Here is a 17,029-nt window from a genome sequence, read left to right on the forward strand (position 1 = left end):
CGATCATGTACAGAAGAGATTTAATTACCGCAGAAATACAAAAGCTTGCACAGGTCCTTGCCCGTATCATGGGCTTAAAACTGGAAGGAAAGCTGGCCGAGTCGGATGAACTGATGTCATCCGCCCTGGAAAACGAATTTGGCCTCTCTACAGCAGCGGTCAATACCGGAACAAAGGATGAGTTTGAGCAGCTGTTGCTGCAAAAAGACTTCCCTGCAGAAAAACTGGACATGCTGAGTCAATTTTTATTCTTTCAATTTGACCAACACACACCTTCAGCAGCAAACCACATGCTGGCGGACAGACTACTATCTATTTATCATGTGCTGGAAGTCACACACCACGTCATCAACATGGTCAATCTGGACCGGCAGAAAGTGATCAGTAACTATTTAAATGCTTAACATGGACATCTTAAAATGGAAAAAAATATCCAGCAGGTATCTGGTCAAAGAAAAATGGGCAACGTTACGGGTAGATACCTGTGATCTTCAAAATGGCACCATTAAAGACGACTACTACGTACTGGAATACCCCAACTGGGTAAGTGGCATAGCCCTTACTGACGACAATAAGATCATCATGGTGAGACAATACCGTCACGCAGGCGACATCATCTCCCTGGAGGTGCCCGGCGGTGTTATCGACGGAGATGAATCACCCGAAAATGCCATCAGAAGAGAACTGCTCGAAGAGACTGGTTATTCTTTTCAGGAAGCAGAACTGATCTCTACCTTATATCCGAATCCGGCAACGGCAAACAATGTAACCTACACTTACCTCCTGAAAGGTGGCGTCAAAACACAGGAGCAAGATTTGGACGAGCATGAAATACTCAATGTGGAGCTGTATACCCTGGAGGAAGCAAAACAGCTATTGATAGACAATAAAATCGCGCAGTCGATACACAGCTCTGCACTTTTTTATGGAATGATGAAACTGGGCGTAATGTCCTAAAACCGGATACCGGAAGACATTAAAGCAAAAATCCCCGGAACAACAGTTGCTGTTATTCCGGGGATTTTGCGTAGAGGATGTTCAGTTAGTTCATCTTCAATTTCTTCTGGATATCGTGTACATATCCTTTAAACTTCTTGTCGGTATCAATCAGGTCTTCCACGGTCTGGCAGGCATAAATAACCGTAGAATGATCCCTGCCGCCAAAGAAAGCTCCGATGGTTTTAAGTGAAGATTTGGTATGGCTTTTTGACAAATACATAGAGATCTGACGTGCCTGTACAATTTCCCGCTTCCGTGTCGCTGATTTCACCATATCTACAGGAACTTCAAAGTATTCACATACCAGCTTCTGTATATACTCCATAGAAATCTCTTTAGAGGTATTCTTGATGAAGTTTTTGAGCATCTGCTTGGCAAGGTCAAGGTCAATGTCCTTTTTATTCAATGTCGACTGTGCCAGCAGGGAAACCATGGCTCCTTCCAGCTCCCGCACGTTGTTGTCAATGTTATGAGCTACATACTCCACAACCTCTGCGGGAAGCTCAATACCATCGGCATACATCTTCTTTTTCAGGATCGCAATCCGTGTTTCCAGATCTGGAACCTGAAGATCAGCAGACAAGCCCCATTTGAAACGGCTCAACAGGCGTTCCTCCAGACCAACGAGGTCTTTCGGCGATTTATCAGACGACAGGATGATCTGTTTGCCCGACTGGTGCAGGTGATTGAAAATGTGAAAGAAGATGTCCTGCGTTTTCTCTTTCCCGGAGAAATTGTGTACATCATCCATGATGATGACGTCCATCGCCTGGTAGAAATTCACAAAATCATTAATCGTATTATTTTTCAGTGAATCGACAAACTGCTGGCAGAACTTCTCACAGGAAACATAGATCACCAGCTTGTCCGGCATATTTCTTTTGATTTCGTTCCCTATAGCTTGTGCAAGGTGTGTTTTCCCCAAACCTACCCCACCGTAGATCATCAGTGGATTGAAAGAGGTACCTCCCGGTTTAGCCGCAACGGCGTAACCTGCGGAGCGTGCCAGGCGATTACAATCACCTTCGATATAATTCTCAAAAGTGTAGTTTGAATTCAGCTGAGGATCCACCTGAAGCTTCTTTAGCCCCGGAATAATGAAGGGGTTTTTGATGTCCTTATTGATAGAAACCGGAATCGGCATAGACTGAAACTTGGATTCCGCACCGTTTCCGTTGCTCGGAATATTTGTAGTATAAGGCGAGCCACTGCCCGACGACTTGTCGACAACAATGTTGTACTCCAGCCGCCCGTCTTCTCCAAGCTGCTTTTTTACGGTTTTTCTCAGTAATCCAACATAATGTTCTTCAAGCCATTCATAGAAAAATAAACTTGGCACCTGTATGGTCAAAACATTGCCTTCCAGCTTAAGGGCAGATATGGGCTCGAACCAGGTTTTGAAACTTTGGCCCGGGATATTATCCTTAATGATTTGGAGACAGTTCTTCCATACTTCAATACAAGTTTTTTCCATTGTCATAGTATAATTTGTTGGTTTCAGCAGCGCTATGGGCATATAAAATACGCCTCGACGAGAGATCGAATATTCAAAAAATTATCAACAAATAAAACTTAATTTTCATTTATTTGGTAAGTACTTAAACAGCAACTTGATACCCTAGTTAACCTAAATTTTTTATGTGGATAACTATTTATTAACACCAGTTATCCACATAAAAACAACTCGATTCTAACCAAAAAACACTATACAGCGCTTTTAAACGTCGCTTTAAGGATAACAATGCACCTGCAGGTAATCATACCGAATTCCCATACTGCTCTAAGATCAGAACAACCTGTGAATGTCTTTTTTTATAAGATCCAGCGTGAGGTCATAGGGGTTCTCTTCGATGACTGACATCTTCTGGAGCACCTTTCTGCTGAGGTCCACTCCTGTCGCTTGTGGTGGCAGTCCTTCAACAGCATTATTGACCATTGCCAGGGTATCGTCTTTTAGCTGACGAACGACATTCCAGACCTCGGCACTGACGTACAGTTGTTGGGTCACATTATGCTGATATTCTGCTTTAATTTCATTTAAGATCAATACCTGGAGGTCTTTCACTGCAATCCCCTGATGGTGCAGGCGCAGCAGCAAGTTTGAAGGATTGATCCTTTCAATGAAAATGATGAGGCGCTCATGCGCCTGAAGCCGCAAGGACAACAGATGATCTGATCCATCATCTTTCTGGCGCAATGGGGTTTTCAGCTTCAGGAAGGCCTGTATATCATTCCTGACAAGGTAATAACCCAGTGTTACGGTTACCGCCCCTCCAATGGCGATGGATGCGCCCGCTGTTATAAGATCTGTATTCATTGATGTTTACTTTAATTGCATTTATGCTTTACTCAGGTATAAAAGCACCCCGCAAAAATGTACATTTTATTTATAACGGGACGGACTTATGGACAACTTCTTTACGAGGATATGATATTCTTCAAAAAACTTATGTGGACATTTTTATTTATATTTGTTCTTCCTAATTTTTAATATCATGAGTAATACAGTGGATACAGCATTTGCACCGGTAACGTTTACAGAAACCGCTGTCAAAGAACTTTTTAAATTAAGAGACCAACAGGAAATTGCTGAAGACTTTGGCTTACGTGTAGGTGTTGACGGTGGTGGATGCTCTGGCATGAGCTATGTACTTGGCTTTGATCAGAAGAAAGACGGAGATCAGGAGTTCCAGATTGATGGCATCAGGGTATTTATGCATAAAGCACATCAGATGTATCTGTTGGGCATGCAGGTAGACTGGCAAGATGGTTTAAATTCCAGGGGTTTCACTTTCAGCAACCCAAATGCGAGCAGCACCTGTGGCTGTGGCACGAGTTTTTCCGTATAATTAGCGTTAACTTTTGTAACATTATAACTGGTCCCGTTGTCTTAACAACGGGACTTTTTATTTTTATCGATTCATCGTTTATGTCCCTTAAAAAATTCAAGCAAGCCAGCGCATGACCTATACCGAGAACGTCAGAATTGCCATACAATCCATTAAAAGCAACCGTCTGCGCACCATGCTAACGGCCCTGATTATTGCAATAGGTCTATCTGCACTGGTTGGCATCCTGACCACCCTTGATGCAGTGAAGAAAAGTATGACCGAGGCGTTCTCCAGTATGGGTGCCAACTCATTTACCATTCGCAACCGTGGTACAGGAATCAGGATCGGCGGCGGGGGTCAACGGCCCAAACCTTTTAAGTCAATTCGATATGAAGATGCCATTGCCTTTAAAGAGCGCCTGAAAACTCCGGCGACAGTGGCCATCAGTGTTTTCACCAGTGGCGGTGCAACAGTCAAATACGGTACAGAAAAGACCAATCCAAACATTACCTTGCAGGGGGTAGACGAAAATGGCCTGAATGCTCAGGGACTGGAGCTTTCAATGGGGCGTAACTTCAGTCAGGCGGAAACGCTGAATGGCAACAATGTATGTATCATCGGTAGCGAGGTAAAAGACAAACTGTTCAAAAAGGAAGATCCCATAGACAAGATTGTAAACGCCGGAAACAGTCGTTTTAAAGTGATCGGGGTATTGTCCTCGAAAGGTCAAAGTATGGGCTTCAGTGGCGACAGGGCTGTATATATCCCCCTGCTCAAGGCTAAGCTGATCAATTCAAACGGCAATCCCTCCTATACCATCACCGTTATTGTACCCTCAAACGACATCCAGGAGGCCCTGATTGGAGAGGCAACCGCAGAATTCCGGAATATCAGAAAGATTAAAGTAACTGAGCCCAATAATTTTGAGATCTCGAAAAGTGATGCAATTGCACAGACGCTCTTTGAGAACCTGAAATACATCGTCTGGGGAGGCATTGCCATTGGTGCCATTACACTCATCGGTGCCTCCATCGGATTGATGAACATCATGCTGGTCTCAGTAACAGAGCGCACCCGCGAAATCGGTATCCGTAAAGCAATAGGCGCCAACCCCGCGGTCATCAGGAAGCAGTTTTTGATAGAAGCCGTCATGATTTGTTTGATGGGAGGCGCATTTGGTATTTTTCTGGGGATATCCCTGGGGAACCTGATCTCACTGGCAATGGGTGGATCCTTTATTATTCCATGGCTATGGATCTTCGGAGGTTTTGGCCTTTGTGTACTGGTTGGTATATTGTCGGGTTATTACCCTGCGAAAAAAGCATCAAAATTAGACCCCGTGGAAGCACTTCGATACGAATAACAAACAGGCATTATACAAACAAAACAGCCCGGAATCTATAGAAATCCGGGCCTGTTTTGTTTGTATATTATGAGCTACCTGCTCTTATACTGATTCTCGTAATAGGCCTGATAATTGCCCGAGGTTACATTGGCGAGCCATTCTTCATTTTCAAGATACCAATCGACCGTTTTCTCCAGTCCTTCTTCAAACTGAAGACTAGGCACCCAGTTTAATACCTGCTGCAATTTGGTAGAATCGATCGCATACCTGAGGTCGTGACCAGCTCGGTCTGTGACAAAAGTAATCAGCTTTGCCGATTCACCTTCAGCCCGGCCCAGTTTCTTGTCCATGATCCTGCACAGCAAATGAATCAGGTCAATGTTTTTCCATTCATTATGTCCGCCAATGTTGTAGGTTTCACCCGTTTTCGCCTGATGGAAAATGACATCAATGGCACGTGCATGATCCTCCACCCATAACCAGTCGCGCACATTTTCACCTTTGCCGTATACGGGCACAGGCTGTCCATTTTTGATATTGTTGATTGCGAGAGGAATCAGTTTCTCAGGAAAGTGATGCGACCCATAATTGTTCGAGCAATTAGAGATGACCACATCCAGTCCATAAGTATCATGATAAGCCCTTACAAAGTGATCCGAGCTTGCTTTTGAAGCAGAATAAGGACTATGAGGATCGTAAGCGGTCTGTTCCGTAAACATTCCCTCCTCACTCAATGCACCATACACCTCATCAGTAGACACATGATAAAATCTTTTACCAGCGTAGCTTCCTTTCCAGTACTCACGTGCAGCATTCAGGAGGTTGACAGAACCGATGACATTGGTCATGACAAAAGCCGAAGGGTCTGTAATTGACCTGTCCACGTGTGATTCCGCAGCAAGGTGTATCACTGCATCGAAATTCTCCTGTAAAAACAACTCATTTATTCGCGGAGCATCGGTAATATCGGCCTTTACAAATCTATAATTTGGCCGGTCTTCGATATCTGTTAAGTTCGCGAGGTTCCCGGCGTAGGTCAGTTTATCAAGATTCACAATTTGATAGTCCGGATATTCGTTAACAAACCTGCGTACGACATGCGACCCTATGAACCCGGCGCCTCCCGTGATAAGTATTTTTTTCATTAGCGTTTTTTTATGTTTAATGGTTGACCATGCGATAACAGATCAACCGCTTCTTTATTGAACAATGTGGATTATAAAGACTCCGGTAATTTAAGTTCCTTCGCCATCGCTCCTGTTTTATGGTGATGGACTTTCTCAAGCAGCTCAGCCATCAATGGTTTGAGGTCAAACTGCAGGTCTTCATGCAGTTTTTGATACTTGGCAAAGGCCGTAGCAGAGGATTTGGCAAAATAGACCATCAGTTTCTCATTATACTTATGAAGTGCAGAAAACACACTTTCATTGAAGTCTATGGGCATGTTTCGAAGCAGATGGATCCTCAATTCCAGCTCAGAGTTTACATCTTTGGTCACCTTAAGGTGATGATTGATGCTACCACTAAGTTTGCGCATTTTCAAAAGTGCATCCTTGGAGTTGGGCTTTTTGATGAAGCTGAGTTCTTTAATCCCCTCATCAATCTGCATCATTAGACGTGCTTGTCTTTCTTCCAGGTCAGCTTCATTTTCCATCAATTTAAAATGAAGATGCTCAGTCAGCACTTTATCTTTTGCGATCAGCCGGAGCAGGAGTTTATCCTTTTCCTTTTCAGGAAGGGATTTGATCTCCAGCTTAAGGTCTTTATGTTCGCTTAACAGCATTTAGAAAGGGTTGTCCTTCAAATATTTCTCCCAGTTCCAGGCAGAAGACATCATCTCATTGATCCCCAGCTCTGCGGTCCAGCCCAATGCGGTAGCCGATTTGGTGACATCTCCCCAAACCTTCTCCACATCCCCCTCTCTTCTCGCACCGATGGTATAATTCAGCTGCTCACCTGTAGCCTGCTCAAAAGCACCAATTACCTCCAGCACCGTGGTGCCCCTGCCGGTACCAAGGTTAAACACCTCATAATTACTTTCAGCTTTCTGTTGTTCCAGTCTCTGTATCGCGGCCACATGTGCCTTAGCCAGGTCCACCACATGGATATAATCCCTGACGGCACTACCATCTTTGGTGTCGTAGTCGTTACCATACACCGTAATAGGGCCGCGTTTGCCAATGGCAGACTGGGTAATGAAAGGAATCAGGTTTTGCGGAACGCCAATCGGCAGTTCTCCGATCAGCGCCGTTTCGTGCGCCCCAACCGGGTTAAAGTAGCGCAGGGAGATTACTTTCAGATCCGGGCTTACCGCACAGGTTTCCTGAAGAATTTCTTCCGCAATCTGTTTGGTATTGCCATAAGGTGATTCTGCTTTTTTTACTGGCGCAGCCTCTGTTACCGGCAGTACATCAGGTTGCCCATATACCGTACACGAAGAAGAAAATACCAGGTTTAGATTGCTATTAAATGCGTTGATTACATTGATCAGCGAATAAAAATTGTTTCGGTAATACTTTAGCGGTTGTTGTACAGATTCGCCTACCGCCTTATAAGCCGCAAAATGAATAACACCAGCGATGTCAGTATGCTTAGCAGCAAACTCAGCGACTTTTGCCTCATCACACAAATCGAGCTCCACAAATTCAGGCTTAATGCCAATGATGGATTCAATCTGATCAAGAATCTTAGGGTTGGAATTGGCGAAATTGTCGACGATGACAACTTCATATCCTGCATTGTGCAGCTCTACAACAGTGTGTGAGCCAATAAATCCTGTACCTCCGGTAACTAGTATCTTATTCATTCGTCTTAGCGGTTATATGTAGTAAAGTCCTTATGTTCTTTGTTTACCAGGGCTTCTGCTGGCAAAGATTTAAAATACTCGTAAGTGATTTTCAATCCTTCTGCCCTGCTCACTTTAGGCTCCCAGCCAAGAAGGGCTTTCGCTTTGGTGATGTCCGGGCGCCTTTGTTTAGGGTCATCAACAGGCAGGTCTCTCAAGACCAGCTTCTGACTGGTACCTGTGAGCTTGATGATTTCCTCGCCAAACTGTTTGATGGTAATCTCGTCGGGGTTTCCGATGTTCACCGGCTGCGCATAGTCGCTCAGCAAGAGTCTGTAGATCCCTTCAACGAGGTCATCCACATAACAGAAAGAACGTGTCTGCGAACCATCACCAAATACGGTAAGGTCTTCACCGCGTAAAGCCTGTCCGATGAAAGCAGGCAGCACACGGCCGTCATTAAGGCGCATTCTCGGTCCGTAGGTATTGAAGATCCTGACGATCCTGGTTTCCACACCATGAAAAGTATGGTAGGCCATCGTCATCGCTTCCTGGAAACGCTTTGCTTCATCATACACTCCTCGTGGTCCAACCGGATTTACGTTACCCCAGTATTCTTCAGGCTGAGGATTGACGCTTGGATCGCCATATACTTCAGAAGTAGAAGCGATGAGCATCCTTGCATTTTTGTTTTTTGCAAGTCCCAGCAGGTTGTGCGTTCCCAGGGAACCTACTTTTAAGGTCTGGATAGGGATCTTCAGGTAATCGATAGGACTTGCCGGTGAGGCAAAGTGCAGGATGTAATCCAGCTCGCCGGATACATACACATATTTAGACACATCATGGTGAACAAACTCGAAGTTCTCCAGTTTAAAAAGATGTTCGATGTTCTGCAGGTCACCTGTAATCAGGTTATCCATAGCGATTACGTGGTAATCTTCTTTTATAAAACGATCACATAAGTGCGATCCCAGGAAACCCGCAGCTCCCGTAATTAAAACTCTTTTACGTCCCATTAGTCAATCAGTTTACGGCCTACACTATTGTAGTAATATCCCAGTTCAATCATTTTCTCCAGATCATAAAGGTTACGTCCGTCAAAGATGACCTTGTTGATTAAACACTCTTCCATTTTATCGAAATCAGGATTTCTGAAAACGGACCATTCCGTAGCGATAAGCAGGGCATCTGCTTCTTTCAATGCATCATATTGTGTGTCTGCAAATTTGATTTTATCTCCCAGCAGGCGTTTTACGTTTTCCATTCCTTCAGGATCGAAAGCGGTAACGGTAGCGCCATGTTTCAGCAATTGGTCAATAATATACAGTGAAGGCGCCTCACGGATGTCATCTGTTTCCGGCTTGAATGCCAGTCCCCACAAAGCAAAGTGTTTGCCACTAAGGTCATTTTTATAGTATTTCAGCAGCTTGTCGACAAGCACTGTTTTTTGTTTCTCATTCACGTCCATTACGGCACGCAGAATCTGGAAATCATAATCATGTTCATCAGCAGATTTAGCAAGTGCCTGTACATCTTTAGGGAAGCAGCTACCACCATAACCGATTCCCGGAAAAAGGAAACGCTTACCGATGCGTGCATCAGAACCTATGCCCTTGCGAACGGCATCCACATCTGCACCTACGATCTCACAAAGGTTGGCAATTTCATTCATGAACGTGATTTTCGTTGCCAGGAAAGAGTTTGCCGCATATTTTGTCAGCTCCGAAGAACGTTCATCCATAAATAGGATCGGGTTTCCCTGTCTTACATAAGGACCATATAATTCTGCCATCAGCTTCTGTGCTTTCTCGCTTCTGGTACCTACGACCACGCGGTCAGGCTTCATGAAATCCTCTACAGCCACACCTTCCCTGAGGAACTCAGGATTGGAGACTACATCAATTTCTACATCTGTATTTTCTTTGAATACTGCCTGTACTTTATCCGCAGTCCCAACCGGCACTGTAGATTTGTTAACGATGACCTTATATTCAGTTACGAGTTTAGAAATGTCTTTAGCTGCACCAAGGATATAGGAAAGGTCTGCTGCTCCATCTCCTCCCGGAGGCGTAGGCAGGGCCATAAAGATAATCTGGGCATCTTTAATAGCATGAGCAAGGTCAGTTGTAAAAGTCAGTCTTCCCTGAGCGATGTTCCTGTGAAACAAAACATCCAGGCCAGGTTCGTAAATCGGCACCTGGCCATTTTGCATCTTCTGCACTTTTGCAGCATCTATGTCTACGCAGATGACACTGTTTCCTGTTTCAGACAAACAAGTACCAGTAACCAATCCGACGTATCCTGTTCCTATAACAGCTATTTTCATATAATAATTATGTTTTAATTTTTATGGTAGTATCTTCGGCTAAGATAATAAATAAACATACAAAATGCTTTGGCTTTATAACATAGGGATTGGATTTTACGGGATATTGGTGAGGATTTTTGCCCTATTTAATGAGAAAGCTGCATTTTTTATCAACGGACGGAAAGATATCTTTAAAAAAATAAGCACCGTCATCGATCCTGAGCAACGGCACCTCTGGTTTCACTTTGCATCTTTAGGCGAGTTTGAGCAAGGAAGACCTGTGATGGAGCAGCTCAAGGCACGACATCCTGAAAAACCAATTGTCGTCACCTTTTTCTCGCCTTCGGGTTACGAGATCCGCAAAAACTACCCATTGGCGGCAGGCATCTTTTACCTTCCGCTGGACAGCCATAGCAACGCAAAAAAACTGATCGCTGCCATCAACCCGGAGATTGCGGTCTTCACAAAATACGAATACTGGTATCATTATTTTAAGGCCCTCAATGAGCAACATATCCCTTTATATATCATCTCCGGAATTTTCAGACCGGAGCAGGTTTTCTTTAAATGGTACGGTGGCTTCAACCGCAGAATACTCAAGCTGGTCGATCACTTTTTTGTGCAAAATACGGAAAGCGTAGCGCTACTGGAATCGATGGGAATTGACAAGGTGAGCCTGAGCGGGGATACACGTTTTGACCGTGTGGCCGAAAATGCGAGTGCGCCCAAGGAGATCAGTGTCGCCGCACAGTTTACTCAGGGAAAGCCGGTATTTATTGCCGGCAGCACATGGCCCGCAGATGAAAAACTTATTGCCGTTTTGATCAAGGCACACCCCGACTGGAAGTTCATCATCGCTCCTCATGAGATCAATGAGGCGCATATTCAGGAAATAGAAGTTTTACTGCCCGGTGCCATCAGGTATTCAGATGCCATGCATCAGTTAGATGCACAGGTACTGATCATCAACAACATTGGACTGCTGTCTTCTTTATATCAGTACGGGAAGATGTCATATATCGGAGGTGGCTTTGGTGTGAGCATCCACAATACGCTGGAAGCGGCAGCCTTCGGCATTCCGGTAATCTTTGGCCCCGTATATCATAAGTTTCAGGAAGCCAAAGACATGATTGAACTGGGTGCAGCCATCAGCATCGACAATGCTGAAGAGTTGCAAATGGCATTTGAGCATTTCCGCAGGCATGAAGACGCAGGCAACCTTGCCAAAACCTATGTGTCTGGCAAAGTAGGCTCCACCGCCCAAATTGTCAGCTATATGGAAAAAAAGTTTTAATTCTTCCTGATCATACCGATCAAGGCTTCGATAAACTTTGGATCATCATTCAGGCTGGATACCAGCTGTACTTCTTCACCTCCAAGCGCCCTGAATTCCTCATGGTATTCCACGCTGACTTCATAAAGCGTTTCCAGACAGTCCGCCACAAAAGCAGGACAAAAAACGAGGAGTTTCTTTTTACCTTTTTCAGCCAGCTCTTTTAACACGGAACTGGTATAGGGCTGTACCCACGGTTCTTTCCCTAACCTTGACTGGAAGCATACGGAATATTTATCTTTGGGAATGTTCAGACGTTTCGCAATCAGTCGGGCGGTATCATGACATTGAGCAGAATAACAGAACTTATTGACATCAGTAAGCGTGGCACAGCAATCATTTTTCTTCAGGCAATGCTGACCGCTATGGTCACACTTAATCAGCTGACGCTCAGGAAGACCATGGAAGCTGAACAGGATCTGATCGTAGCTTTCAGGTTGATACTTTTCAGCGTGCTCTGCAAAGGTATTTATCATCAGCGGGTCATCATGGAAAGAGTTCACAAAGCTGATGGGTGGCACTGTTGGCCAGGTGCTGACAATCTCCATCACCTTTTGGATCACAGAGCCCGTACTTGCAGAAGCATATTGGGGAAACAAAGGGATCACCTGGATGCTTTCCACCATTCCGGCCTTTAGCTTATCCAGCGCCGCCGGTATAGAAGGGTTCTGGTAGCGCATTGCAAGTTCCACATGGTAGTCGTCACCAAGCCCTTCCTGCACCATAGACGCCTGAATCTTGCTGAAATACAATAGTGGAGAACCGTTCTCATCCCATATCTCTTTATATAATTTGGAAGTCTTAGGACTACGGAATGGAACGATGATGCCTTTCACCAGTAAGGTCCTCTTGAAAGCATTAATGTCAATTACCCGCTCATCCATCAGAAACTCATCCAGATATCTGCGTACGTCACTCACCTCCGGGCTATCCGGAGTTCCTAAATTCACAAGTAATATGCCCTTTTTTCCCATAATTTGCGCAAAAATAACGATTCAAAATATTATAACCCCGCTTGTCCGAACGGAAAAACAATAATTACTTTTTAATGATGATGATTTTAATACGATTCCAGCTTTGCCTTTACCTGCTCCATCAACCACATTGGCGTTGAAGTAGCGCCGCAGATGCCCACGCGATCACCGGGAGCAAGCCAGTCCAGCTCAATCTCTTCCAGGTTGGATATAAAGTAGGAATGGTCGTTATGCTTCTTACAGACATCATACAGTACTTTTCCGTTGGATGACTTCTTGCCCGAAACAAAGAGGATTTTATCAAAGTTTACCACGAACTTCTCCAGGTCCCCATACCTGTTGGATACCTGGCGGCAGATGGTATCATTGGCCTTCACGTCATATCCCCTGCCGATGAGCTGGTCTTTGATGTGATAAAATTTATCTGTACTCTTTGTGGTCTGGCTATACAGTGTAAACTTCGAGGGCAGTTCCACCTGATCAAGCTCAGCTAGATCCTGAAAAACAATAGCCTTCCCATCGGTCTGTCCCTGAAGGCCAATCACTTCCGCGTGGCCGTGTTTACCAAAGATCAGGATCTGTTCTTCATCGTCATGGGAATTTTTGATTCTATTCTGAAGTTTTAAGACTACAGGGCAGGAGGCGTCTATTAATGTCAGGCCATTTTCCAGTGCAAGCTGATAGGTGCTGGGTGCTTCGCCGTGTGCACGTATCAGAACCTTTTCATTGCGAAGCTCATGCAGTTGATCATGGTCAATAATCCTCAAACCTTTGGCCTTAAGCCTGCTGACCTCCTCATCATTGTGTACAATATCACCAAGACAATACAGGTATTCTTCATGATCAAGGATGTCCTCAGCCATGTCTATCGCGTACACTACCCCAAAACAAAACCCTGATGCCTTATCTATCGTTACGGCCAAATCGTACTTCATAAATCAATTATATGGATACCAATGATGGAACAAAATTACATAAAAAGAGTTTCATATACTATTTCTTCTGTCTTCCAGCGGTAAATAGACCTTTAAAAAAAGCACTAAGCACGGTGAATGTTAGCCCTATCATCTGAAGAGGGTGAAGGATCAGGCTCAGCACTGGATTTTGTGCGGTCATGAAAGAGATCATGATCCTCGAAAGAAAGATCAGACCAAAGGGCAGGATGTAGAACACAGGGGCGAAGCGCAGCAGCAATAGCGCTGGGCCGGCAACAACCAGCAATACATATATCAGTGCCACAAACGCATAATTGCTGAAGCTGAGCATCAATCTTTTGGAGAACAGCCCAAACTCGGCAGCATCCGCACGATGCTGAATATTAACCAGCCTGTTTCCCAAAAGCACATCCACTTTCAGTTGCTCCTGCTTCAGTGCTTTTACCACATCGGTAACCGCAATTGCAGAGTCTGTGACTTGCTGATGCAGCTTAAGCTTACGGTATACTCCCGCTTCAAAAAACAGACAGGACTCATGAGCGGCAGAAAATATTGGATGATTGATCAGGCGGACGGCCCTCAGGGGGAACAGGTTCAGCAAGACAAAATCAGCGACGGGGAAGAGGCAATCGGGTAAAAAGCCCTTATTCTGCTGCGTTGGGATAATGCTCAGCATAGAAAGGTTAAAGATCCTAGCCCTATATACCAGACTGTTGATGAGACCATTCTGAATGGAGGTATTGGGATCGAGCACCAATACATAACTGCTATCGGAGACATCCGGCAGTTCATCAGACATGACAACTTCCAGATGTTCGTAATCCTGTTTGCTGATGGAGTCCAGCAGTTGGACCGCCTCCTGATCAGGATGGATCCGAATAACAATGGTTACTTTTTCTGAAAACTTGCGTCGGTAATCACCAAGTTTAGGATTGGAGATAAAATTGAACAGGGTGACGGAAAAACGCAGTGTTAGAAAAACCAGGACAGCATAAATAAAAATATTCATGATGCAGCCTTACTTTGTTGACCAATCGACTGACTGTAATGTTTGTTGAACTCCCTTTTGAGCAGCTGAAGGCTCACGTATTCCTCCGCCTCCCATTGATCCAGGTAACTTCTCGCAGCAGGCCTGCGTTTATCAAAATAATCCGTCAGTGTGGCCGAAAAGACAATCTGAAACTTCTTCCTGGAAGCATTGATCAGCTGCATCACCCCTTTCTCAAAAGAAATCGTATTGACATAACTGGTGTACAACTTTCCCTGAGGAAAAATAAGGAGTAAGTTGCGGGGATCATCGAGCAGCTGCCCGGCGTAAGTCAGTGTATCCACAACATCCTTCCCCCTGTTTTCAGCAGCAAAGGCTCCGAGATACTTCAGGTACCATTGTTTATGGTAGACCTCATCCGTCACAAGCACATGAAATTGTCTTTTGAAAACTACTTTATTCAGCTGGAACATCAGGAATCCATCCCACCAGCCCGAATGGTTTGACAGCAAAAGTATGGCCTCATCTTCTTTAAGCTGAAGCCGGTTATAGGTATAACTGGCAAAGTCCTTTTTGATGATATAAGCGATATACCAGGAAAAGAACTGAAAGATGATAGGGCTTTTTCGGGACCTGTACATCCCCCTAAAATGGGAAAAATAAGCATAAAATGCAAAGACTAACTCAAATAAACGCGATCTTCTTCTCCCTCCACGTCGATTACGACATCCACATGTTCCTTAAGTACCGTAGCCATCTGCAACCCTACAAAATCTGTAGCGATCGGAAATATTTTATGGCTTCGGTCAACAAGTACGACGGTTCTGATTTTCTTATGTGGGGTATTCAGAAACACACCAAGTCCATAGGCCAACGTTTTGCCACTATTCAAAACATCGTCGACAAGGATGATGACTTTGTTCTTCCATTGGCTCTCATCGAGGTCAGTTTGTGCCACCAGTTTACTGTTGAGCCGGTCCAGATCAATCTTGAGCATGATAATTTTCAGGTCGGATATTTTAGACAACACCTTTTTCAGGCGTAACCCGATCTTATAACCACGGTCCCATATGCCGGCGAGTACAATTTCCTTTTCATCGAGATTGTCTTCCAGTATCTGGTAGGCGATTCTATTTATCTTTTGCTGTATCTGCTTTTTATCAAGAATGAGTAACTGCGATTCTGCCATTTGTCAATGCCTTATTTTATCCTACAAAAAGAACGATTTTAAGGGGCATATTCAAATATTTAAAAAATAATTTGCGCTTTCTGCAACGTTTTAAAAGAACATGCGTCTAATTTACAAACCCTAACCAGACCCTCGAACATGAAAAACATACAACTTTTCAAACCCCTGGCAGCGCTGCTATTGGCCTTTACCATACACCCGACGCTTACAAAAGCGCAGTCCAGCAAAAATGTAGCATTGACCAACTTTAACGAAGTCAGTGTTTCCAGCGGCATCGATGTTTACCTTACCCAAAGTAATTCAGAAAACATCCGCATCAGTGCGAATGAAGAAGTGCTCAAAAATGTGTTGATTGAAAAATCAGGCAGGGGGCTGGTCATCCGGTATAAAAACAGCAACGGAATGAACAGACTGCTTAAAGGGCAGGGCACAAAGATATACATCAACTATAAAAATATGGAAGTCATCAATGCCAGTGGAGGCAGTGACGTATTTACCGAGAATACGTTGAAGTCGCCGCGACTTACGGTACATGCTTCAGGTGGGGCAGATGTAAAGCTTGATCTGGCGGTAAAAGACCTTCAGCTGAGCATCAGCGGCGGTGCGGATGCAAAATTAAAGGGAACAGCAACAAATATGGCTGTCAATTCCAGCGGCGGCAGTGACGTGCATGCCTTTGATCTGATTACGGACTATGCAAAGGTCAGTTCAAGCGGAGGATCTGATGCCAATGTTTATGTCAATAAAGCCCTGGAGGCAAGTGCAAGTGGTGGAAGCGACATCACTTACAAGGGAGATGCAGCGCTGAACAAAACATCATCCTCTAAAAGCGGAGATGTGCGCAAAGCCAACTAAAGCCAGACCCTATATACGACAAAACAGCCTGCTGAGTTGGATTCAGCAGGCTGTTTTGCATTTAAAAACGACTGTTGGAGTTTATCCTTTTTTGTAAGGATAGTAAATGAAATTTGCACCTTCCGGCACAATCACAAAAATGCACATGAAGTCTTCCGGTTTCTTATAACTTTTCATGAAAAGGGTCTTTTTTTCCGGGCTGATGATTCCTTTCTCCACAAACTCTTCGAATGTGGAAGCCTGAATGGTCCATTCTGTATTCAGCTCTTTCCGGTCAAGGATGACCTCACCAATGCTCACGGTATGCTGATGAGCGACAAATATAGGGTAGCTTGTAATCCCTTCCATCATCACCTCGACAGCAACCTCTTTCAGCGAGTCCGCATATAACTCAAGATCCTTCTCAAGACTCACCAAAGGACTTTGTTTCTTTTGCTCCTCTGCCCCGCCTTCCGGCTGCTGGGGCATCAATTCTTCTATATTCATA

Annotated in this window: 19 protein-coding genes; 6 read left to right on the plus strand and 13 right to left on the minus strand. The window is 44.5% G+C overall.

Translation table 11 applies throughout. The features are described 5' to 3' along the window. The first annotated feature begins 5 nt into the window (after positions 1 to 5). Both PBAL39_RS15615 and PBAL39_RS15620 read left to right on the plus strand, forming a co-directional pair. Complete coding sequence (locus PBAL39_RS15615) at positions 6 to 404, plus strand: hypothetical protein (protein WP_008243207.1); 399 nt, start codon at positions 6 to 8, stop codon at positions 402 to 404. 1 nt (position 405) lies between these two features. Then, a complete protein-coding gene (locus PBAL39_RS15620) occupies positions 406 to 957 on the plus strand; it encodes an NUDIX hydrolase (protein WP_198139836.1) in 552 nt (183 codons plus the stop codon). An 85-nt stretch (positions 958 to 1,042) separates the two neighbouring features. On the opposite strand, the gene dnaA is transcribed toward PBAL39_RS15620, so the two are convergent. Next, positions 1,043 to 2,473 carry a chromosomal replication initiator protein DnaA gene (dnaA, locus tag PBAL39_RS15625; protein WP_039866832.1) on the minus strand — a complete coding sequence of 477 codons (1,431 nt, stop codon included), beginning with the start codon at positions 2,471 to 2,473 and terminating at the stop codon, positions 1,043 to 1,045. 312 nt (positions 2,474 to 2,785) lie between these two features. After that, positions 2,786 to 3,316, minus strand: a complete 531-nt coding sequence (locus tag PBAL39_RS15630; RefSeq protein WP_008243214.1) for a hypothetical protein — start codon at positions 3,314 to 3,316, stop codon at positions 2,786 to 2,788. A 178-nt stretch (positions 3,317 to 3,494) separates the two neighbouring features. On the opposite strand from PBAL39_RS15630, the gene PBAL39_RS15635 reads away from it, so the two are divergent. Both PBAL39_RS15635 and PBAL39_RS15640 read left to right on the plus strand, forming a co-directional pair. Continuing rightward, positions 3,495 to 3,848 carry an iron-sulfur cluster assembly accessory protein gene (locus tag PBAL39_RS15635; RefSeq protein ID WP_008243215.1) on the plus strand — a complete coding sequence of 118 codons (354 nt, stop codon included), beginning with the start codon at positions 3,495 to 3,497 and terminating at the stop codon, positions 3,846 to 3,848. Between the two features lie 112 nt (positions 3,849 to 3,960). Beyond that, positions 3,961 to 5,193 carry an ABC transporter permease gene (locus PBAL39_RS15640; protein ID WP_008243216.1) on the plus strand — a complete coding sequence of 411 codons (1,233 nt, stop codon included), beginning with the start codon at positions 3,961 to 3,963 and terminating at the stop codon, positions 5,191 to 5,193. 74 nt (positions 5,194 to 5,267) lie between these two features. Here PBAL39_RS15640 and rfbB read toward each other — a convergent pair whose 3' ends face one another. From rfbB to PBAL39_RS15665, 5 genes are all read right to left on the minus strand, one after another. After that, on the minus strand, positions 5,268 to 6,320 hold the full coding sequence (gene rfbB / locus PBAL39_RS15645) for a dTDP-glucose 4,6-dehydratase (protein WP_008243218.1): 1,053 nt from the start codon (positions 6,318 to 6,320) through the stop codon (positions 5,268 to 5,270). 71 nt (positions 6,321 to 6,391) lie between these two features. Beyond that, positions 6,392 to 6,958 (minus strand): hypothetical protein, encoded by a 567-nt coding sequence (locus PBAL39_RS15650; protein ID WP_008243220.1) that lies wholly within the window; start codon positions 6,956 to 6,958, stop codon positions 6,392 to 6,394. Beyond that, a complete protein-coding gene (galE, locus tag PBAL39_RS15655) occupies positions 6,959 to 7,981 on the minus strand; it encodes a UDP-glucose 4-epimerase GalE (RefSeq protein ID WP_008243222.1) in 1,023 nt (340 codons plus the stop codon). Positions 7,982 to 7,986: 5 nt separating this feature from the next. After that, the gene (locus PBAL39_RS15660; RefSeq protein WP_008243223.1) at positions 7,987 to 8,976 is read right to left on the minus strand and encodes a UDP-glucuronic acid decarboxylase family protein; all 990 of its coding nucleotides are present in this window, start codon (positions 8,974 to 8,976) and stop codon (positions 7,987 to 7,989) included. Continuing rightward, on the minus strand, positions 8,976 to 10,286 hold the full coding sequence (locus PBAL39_RS15665) for a UDP-glucose/GDP-mannose dehydrogenase family protein (RefSeq protein ID WP_039866792.1): 1,311 nt from the start codon (positions 10,284 to 10,286) through the stop codon (positions 8,976 to 8,978). The genes PBAL39_RS15660 and PBAL39_RS15665 overlap by 1 nt, the downstream gene beginning before the upstream one ends. Before the next feature lie 64 nt (positions 10,287 to 10,350). Here PBAL39_RS15665 and PBAL39_RS15670 point away from each other — a divergent pair, with 64 nt between their 5' ends. After that, positions 10,351 to 11,562 carry a 3-deoxy-D-manno-octulosonic acid transferase gene (locus tag PBAL39_RS15670; protein ID WP_008243227.1) on the plus strand — a complete coding sequence of 404 codons (1,212 nt, stop codon included), beginning with the start codon at positions 10,351 to 10,353 and terminating at the stop codon, positions 11,560 to 11,562. Here PBAL39_RS15670 and hemH read toward each other — a convergent pair. The 5 genes from hemH to PBAL39_RS15695 form a co-directional block, all read right to left on the minus strand. Further along, positions 11,559 to 12,575 carry a ferrochelatase gene (gene hemH / locus PBAL39_RS15675; protein ID WP_008243230.1) on the minus strand — a complete coding sequence of 339 codons (1,017 nt, stop codon included), beginning with the start codon at positions 12,573 to 12,575 and terminating at the stop codon, positions 11,559 to 11,561. The two genes, PBAL39_RS15670 and hemH, sit on opposite strands and share 4 nt — an antisense overlap. Positions 12,576 to 12,661: 86 nt before the next feature. Then, a complete protein-coding gene (locus PBAL39_RS15680; RefSeq protein ID WP_039866794.1) occupies positions 12,662 to 13,510 on the minus strand; it encodes a 4-hydroxy-3-methylbut-2-enyl diphosphate reductase in 849 nt (282 codons plus the stop codon). A gap of 58 nt (positions 13,511 to 13,568) precedes the next feature. Next, on the minus strand, positions 13,569 to 14,519 hold the full coding sequence (locus PBAL39_RS15685; RefSeq protein ID WP_008243233.1) for a hypothetical protein: 951 nt from the start codon (positions 14,517 to 14,519) through the stop codon (positions 13,569 to 13,571). Continuing rightward, positions 14,516 to 15,139: a 1-acyl-sn-glycerol-3-phosphate acyltransferase gene (locus PBAL39_RS15690; RefSeq protein WP_008243235.1), complete on the minus strand. Its 624-nt coding sequence runs from the start codon at positions 15,137 to 15,139 to the stop codon at positions 14,516 to 14,518. The genes PBAL39_RS15685 and PBAL39_RS15690 overlap by 4 nt, the downstream gene beginning before the upstream one ends. Before the next feature lie 38 nt (positions 15,140 to 15,177). Further along, complete coding sequence (locus PBAL39_RS15695) at positions 15,178 to 15,687, minus strand: phosphoribosyltransferase family protein (protein ID WP_008243236.1); 510 nt, start codon at positions 15,685 to 15,687, stop codon at positions 15,178 to 15,180. Between the two features lie 138 nt (positions 15,688 to 15,825). Between PBAL39_RS15695 and PBAL39_RS15700 the strand changes: the two genes are divergently transcribed. Further along, positions 15,826 to 16,542 carry a head GIN domain-containing protein gene (locus PBAL39_RS15700; RefSeq protein ID WP_008243237.1) on the plus strand — a complete coding sequence of 239 codons (717 nt, stop codon included), beginning with the start codon at positions 15,826 to 15,828 and terminating at the stop codon, positions 16,540 to 16,542. An 81-nt stretch (positions 16,543 to 16,623) separates the two neighbouring features. Here PBAL39_RS15700 and PBAL39_RS15705 read toward each other — a convergent pair whose 3' ends face one another. Next, positions 16,624 to 17,028, minus strand: coding sequence for a hypothetical protein (locus PBAL39_RS15705; protein WP_008243238.1), 405 nt, complete (start codon positions 17,026 to 17,028; stop codon positions 16,624 to 16,626). Position 17,029 lies beyond the last annotated feature (1 nt).

The sequence above is a fragment of the Pedobacter sp. BAL39 genome (genome assembly GCF_000170795.1).
Lineage (GTDB): Bacteria > Bacteroidota > Bacteroidia > Sphingobacteriales > Sphingobacteriaceae > Pedobacter.

What these genes read in the sequence shown, in the direction of transcription:
- PBAL39_RS15635 (WP_008243215.1), top strand. Translation starts at nt 3,495, where the DNA reads ATGAGTAATACAGTGGATACAGCATTTGCACCGGTAACGTTTACAGAA.
- rfbB (WP_008243218.1), bottom strand. Translation starts at nt 6,320, where the DNA reads ATGAAAAAAATACTTATCACGGGAGGCGCCGGGTTCATAGGGTCGCAT.
- galE (WP_008243222.1), bottom strand. Translation starts at nt 7,981, where the DNA reads ATGAATAAGATACTAGTTACCGGAGGTACAGGATTTATTGGCTCACAC.
- PBAL39_RS15615 (WP_008243207.1), top strand. Translation starts at nt 6, where the DNA reads ATGTACAGAAGAGATTTAATTACCGCAGAAATACAAAAGCTTGCACAG.
- PBAL39_RS15640 (WP_008243216.1), top strand. Translation starts at nt 3,961, where the DNA reads ATGACCTATACCGAGAACGTCAGAATTGCCATACAATCCATTAAAAGC.
- PBAL39_RS15650 (WP_008243220.1), bottom strand. Translation starts at nt 6,958, where the DNA reads ATGCTGTTAAGCGAACATAAAGACCTTAAGCTGGAGATCAAATCCCTT.
- PBAL39_RS15670 (WP_008243227.1), top strand. Translation starts at nt 10,351, where the DNA reads ATGCTTTGGCTTTATAACATAGGGATTGGATTTTACGGGATATTGGTG.
- dnaA (WP_039866832.1), bottom strand. Translation starts at nt 2,473, where the DNA reads ATGGAAAAAACTTGTATTGAAGTATGGAAGAACTGTCTCCAAATCATT.
- PBAL39_RS15690 (WP_008243235.1), bottom strand. Translation starts at nt 15,139, where the DNA reads ATGTACAGGTCCCGAAAAAGCCCTATCATCTTTCAGTTCTTTTCCTGG.
- hemH (WP_008243230.1), bottom strand. Translation starts at nt 12,575, where the DNA reads ATGGGAAAAAAGGGCATATTACTTGTGAATTTAGGAACTCCGGATAGC.
- PBAL39_RS15685 (WP_008243233.1), bottom strand. Translation starts at nt 14,519, where the DNA reads ATGAATATTTTTATTTATGCTGTCCTGGTTTTTCTAACACTGCGTTTT.
- PBAL39_RS15700 (WP_008243237.1), top strand. Translation starts at nt 15,826, where the DNA reads ATGAAAAACATACAACTTTTCAAACCCCTGGCAGCGCTGCTATTGGCC.
- PBAL39_RS15660 (WP_008243223.1), bottom strand. Translation starts at nt 8,976, where the DNA reads ATGGGACGTAAAAGAGTTTTAATTACGGGAGCTGCGGGTTTCCTGGGA.
- PBAL39_RS15680 (WP_039866794.1), bottom strand. Translation starts at nt 13,510, where the DNA reads ATGAAGTACGATTTGGCCGTAACGATAGATAAGGCATCAGGGTTTTGT.
- PBAL39_RS15695 (WP_008243236.1), bottom strand. Translation starts at nt 15,687, where the DNA reads ATGGCAGAATCGCAGTTACTCATTCTTGATAAAAAGCAGATACAGCAA.
- PBAL39_RS15705 (WP_008243238.1), bottom strand. Translation starts at nt 17,028, where the DNA reads ATGAATATAGAAGAATTGATGCCCCAGCAGCCGGAAGGCGGGGCAGAG.
- PBAL39_RS15630 (WP_008243214.1), bottom strand. Translation starts at nt 3,316, where the DNA reads ATGAATACAGATCTTATAACAGCGGGCGCATCCATCGCCATTGGAGGG.
- PBAL39_RS15620 (WP_198139836.1), top strand. Translation starts at nt 406, where the DNA reads ATGGACATCTTAAAATGGAAAAAAATATCCAGCAGGTATCTGGTCAAA.
- PBAL39_RS15665 (WP_039866792.1), bottom strand. Translation starts at nt 10,286, where the DNA reads ATGAAAATAGCTGTTATAGGAACAGGATACGTCGGATTGGTTACTGGT.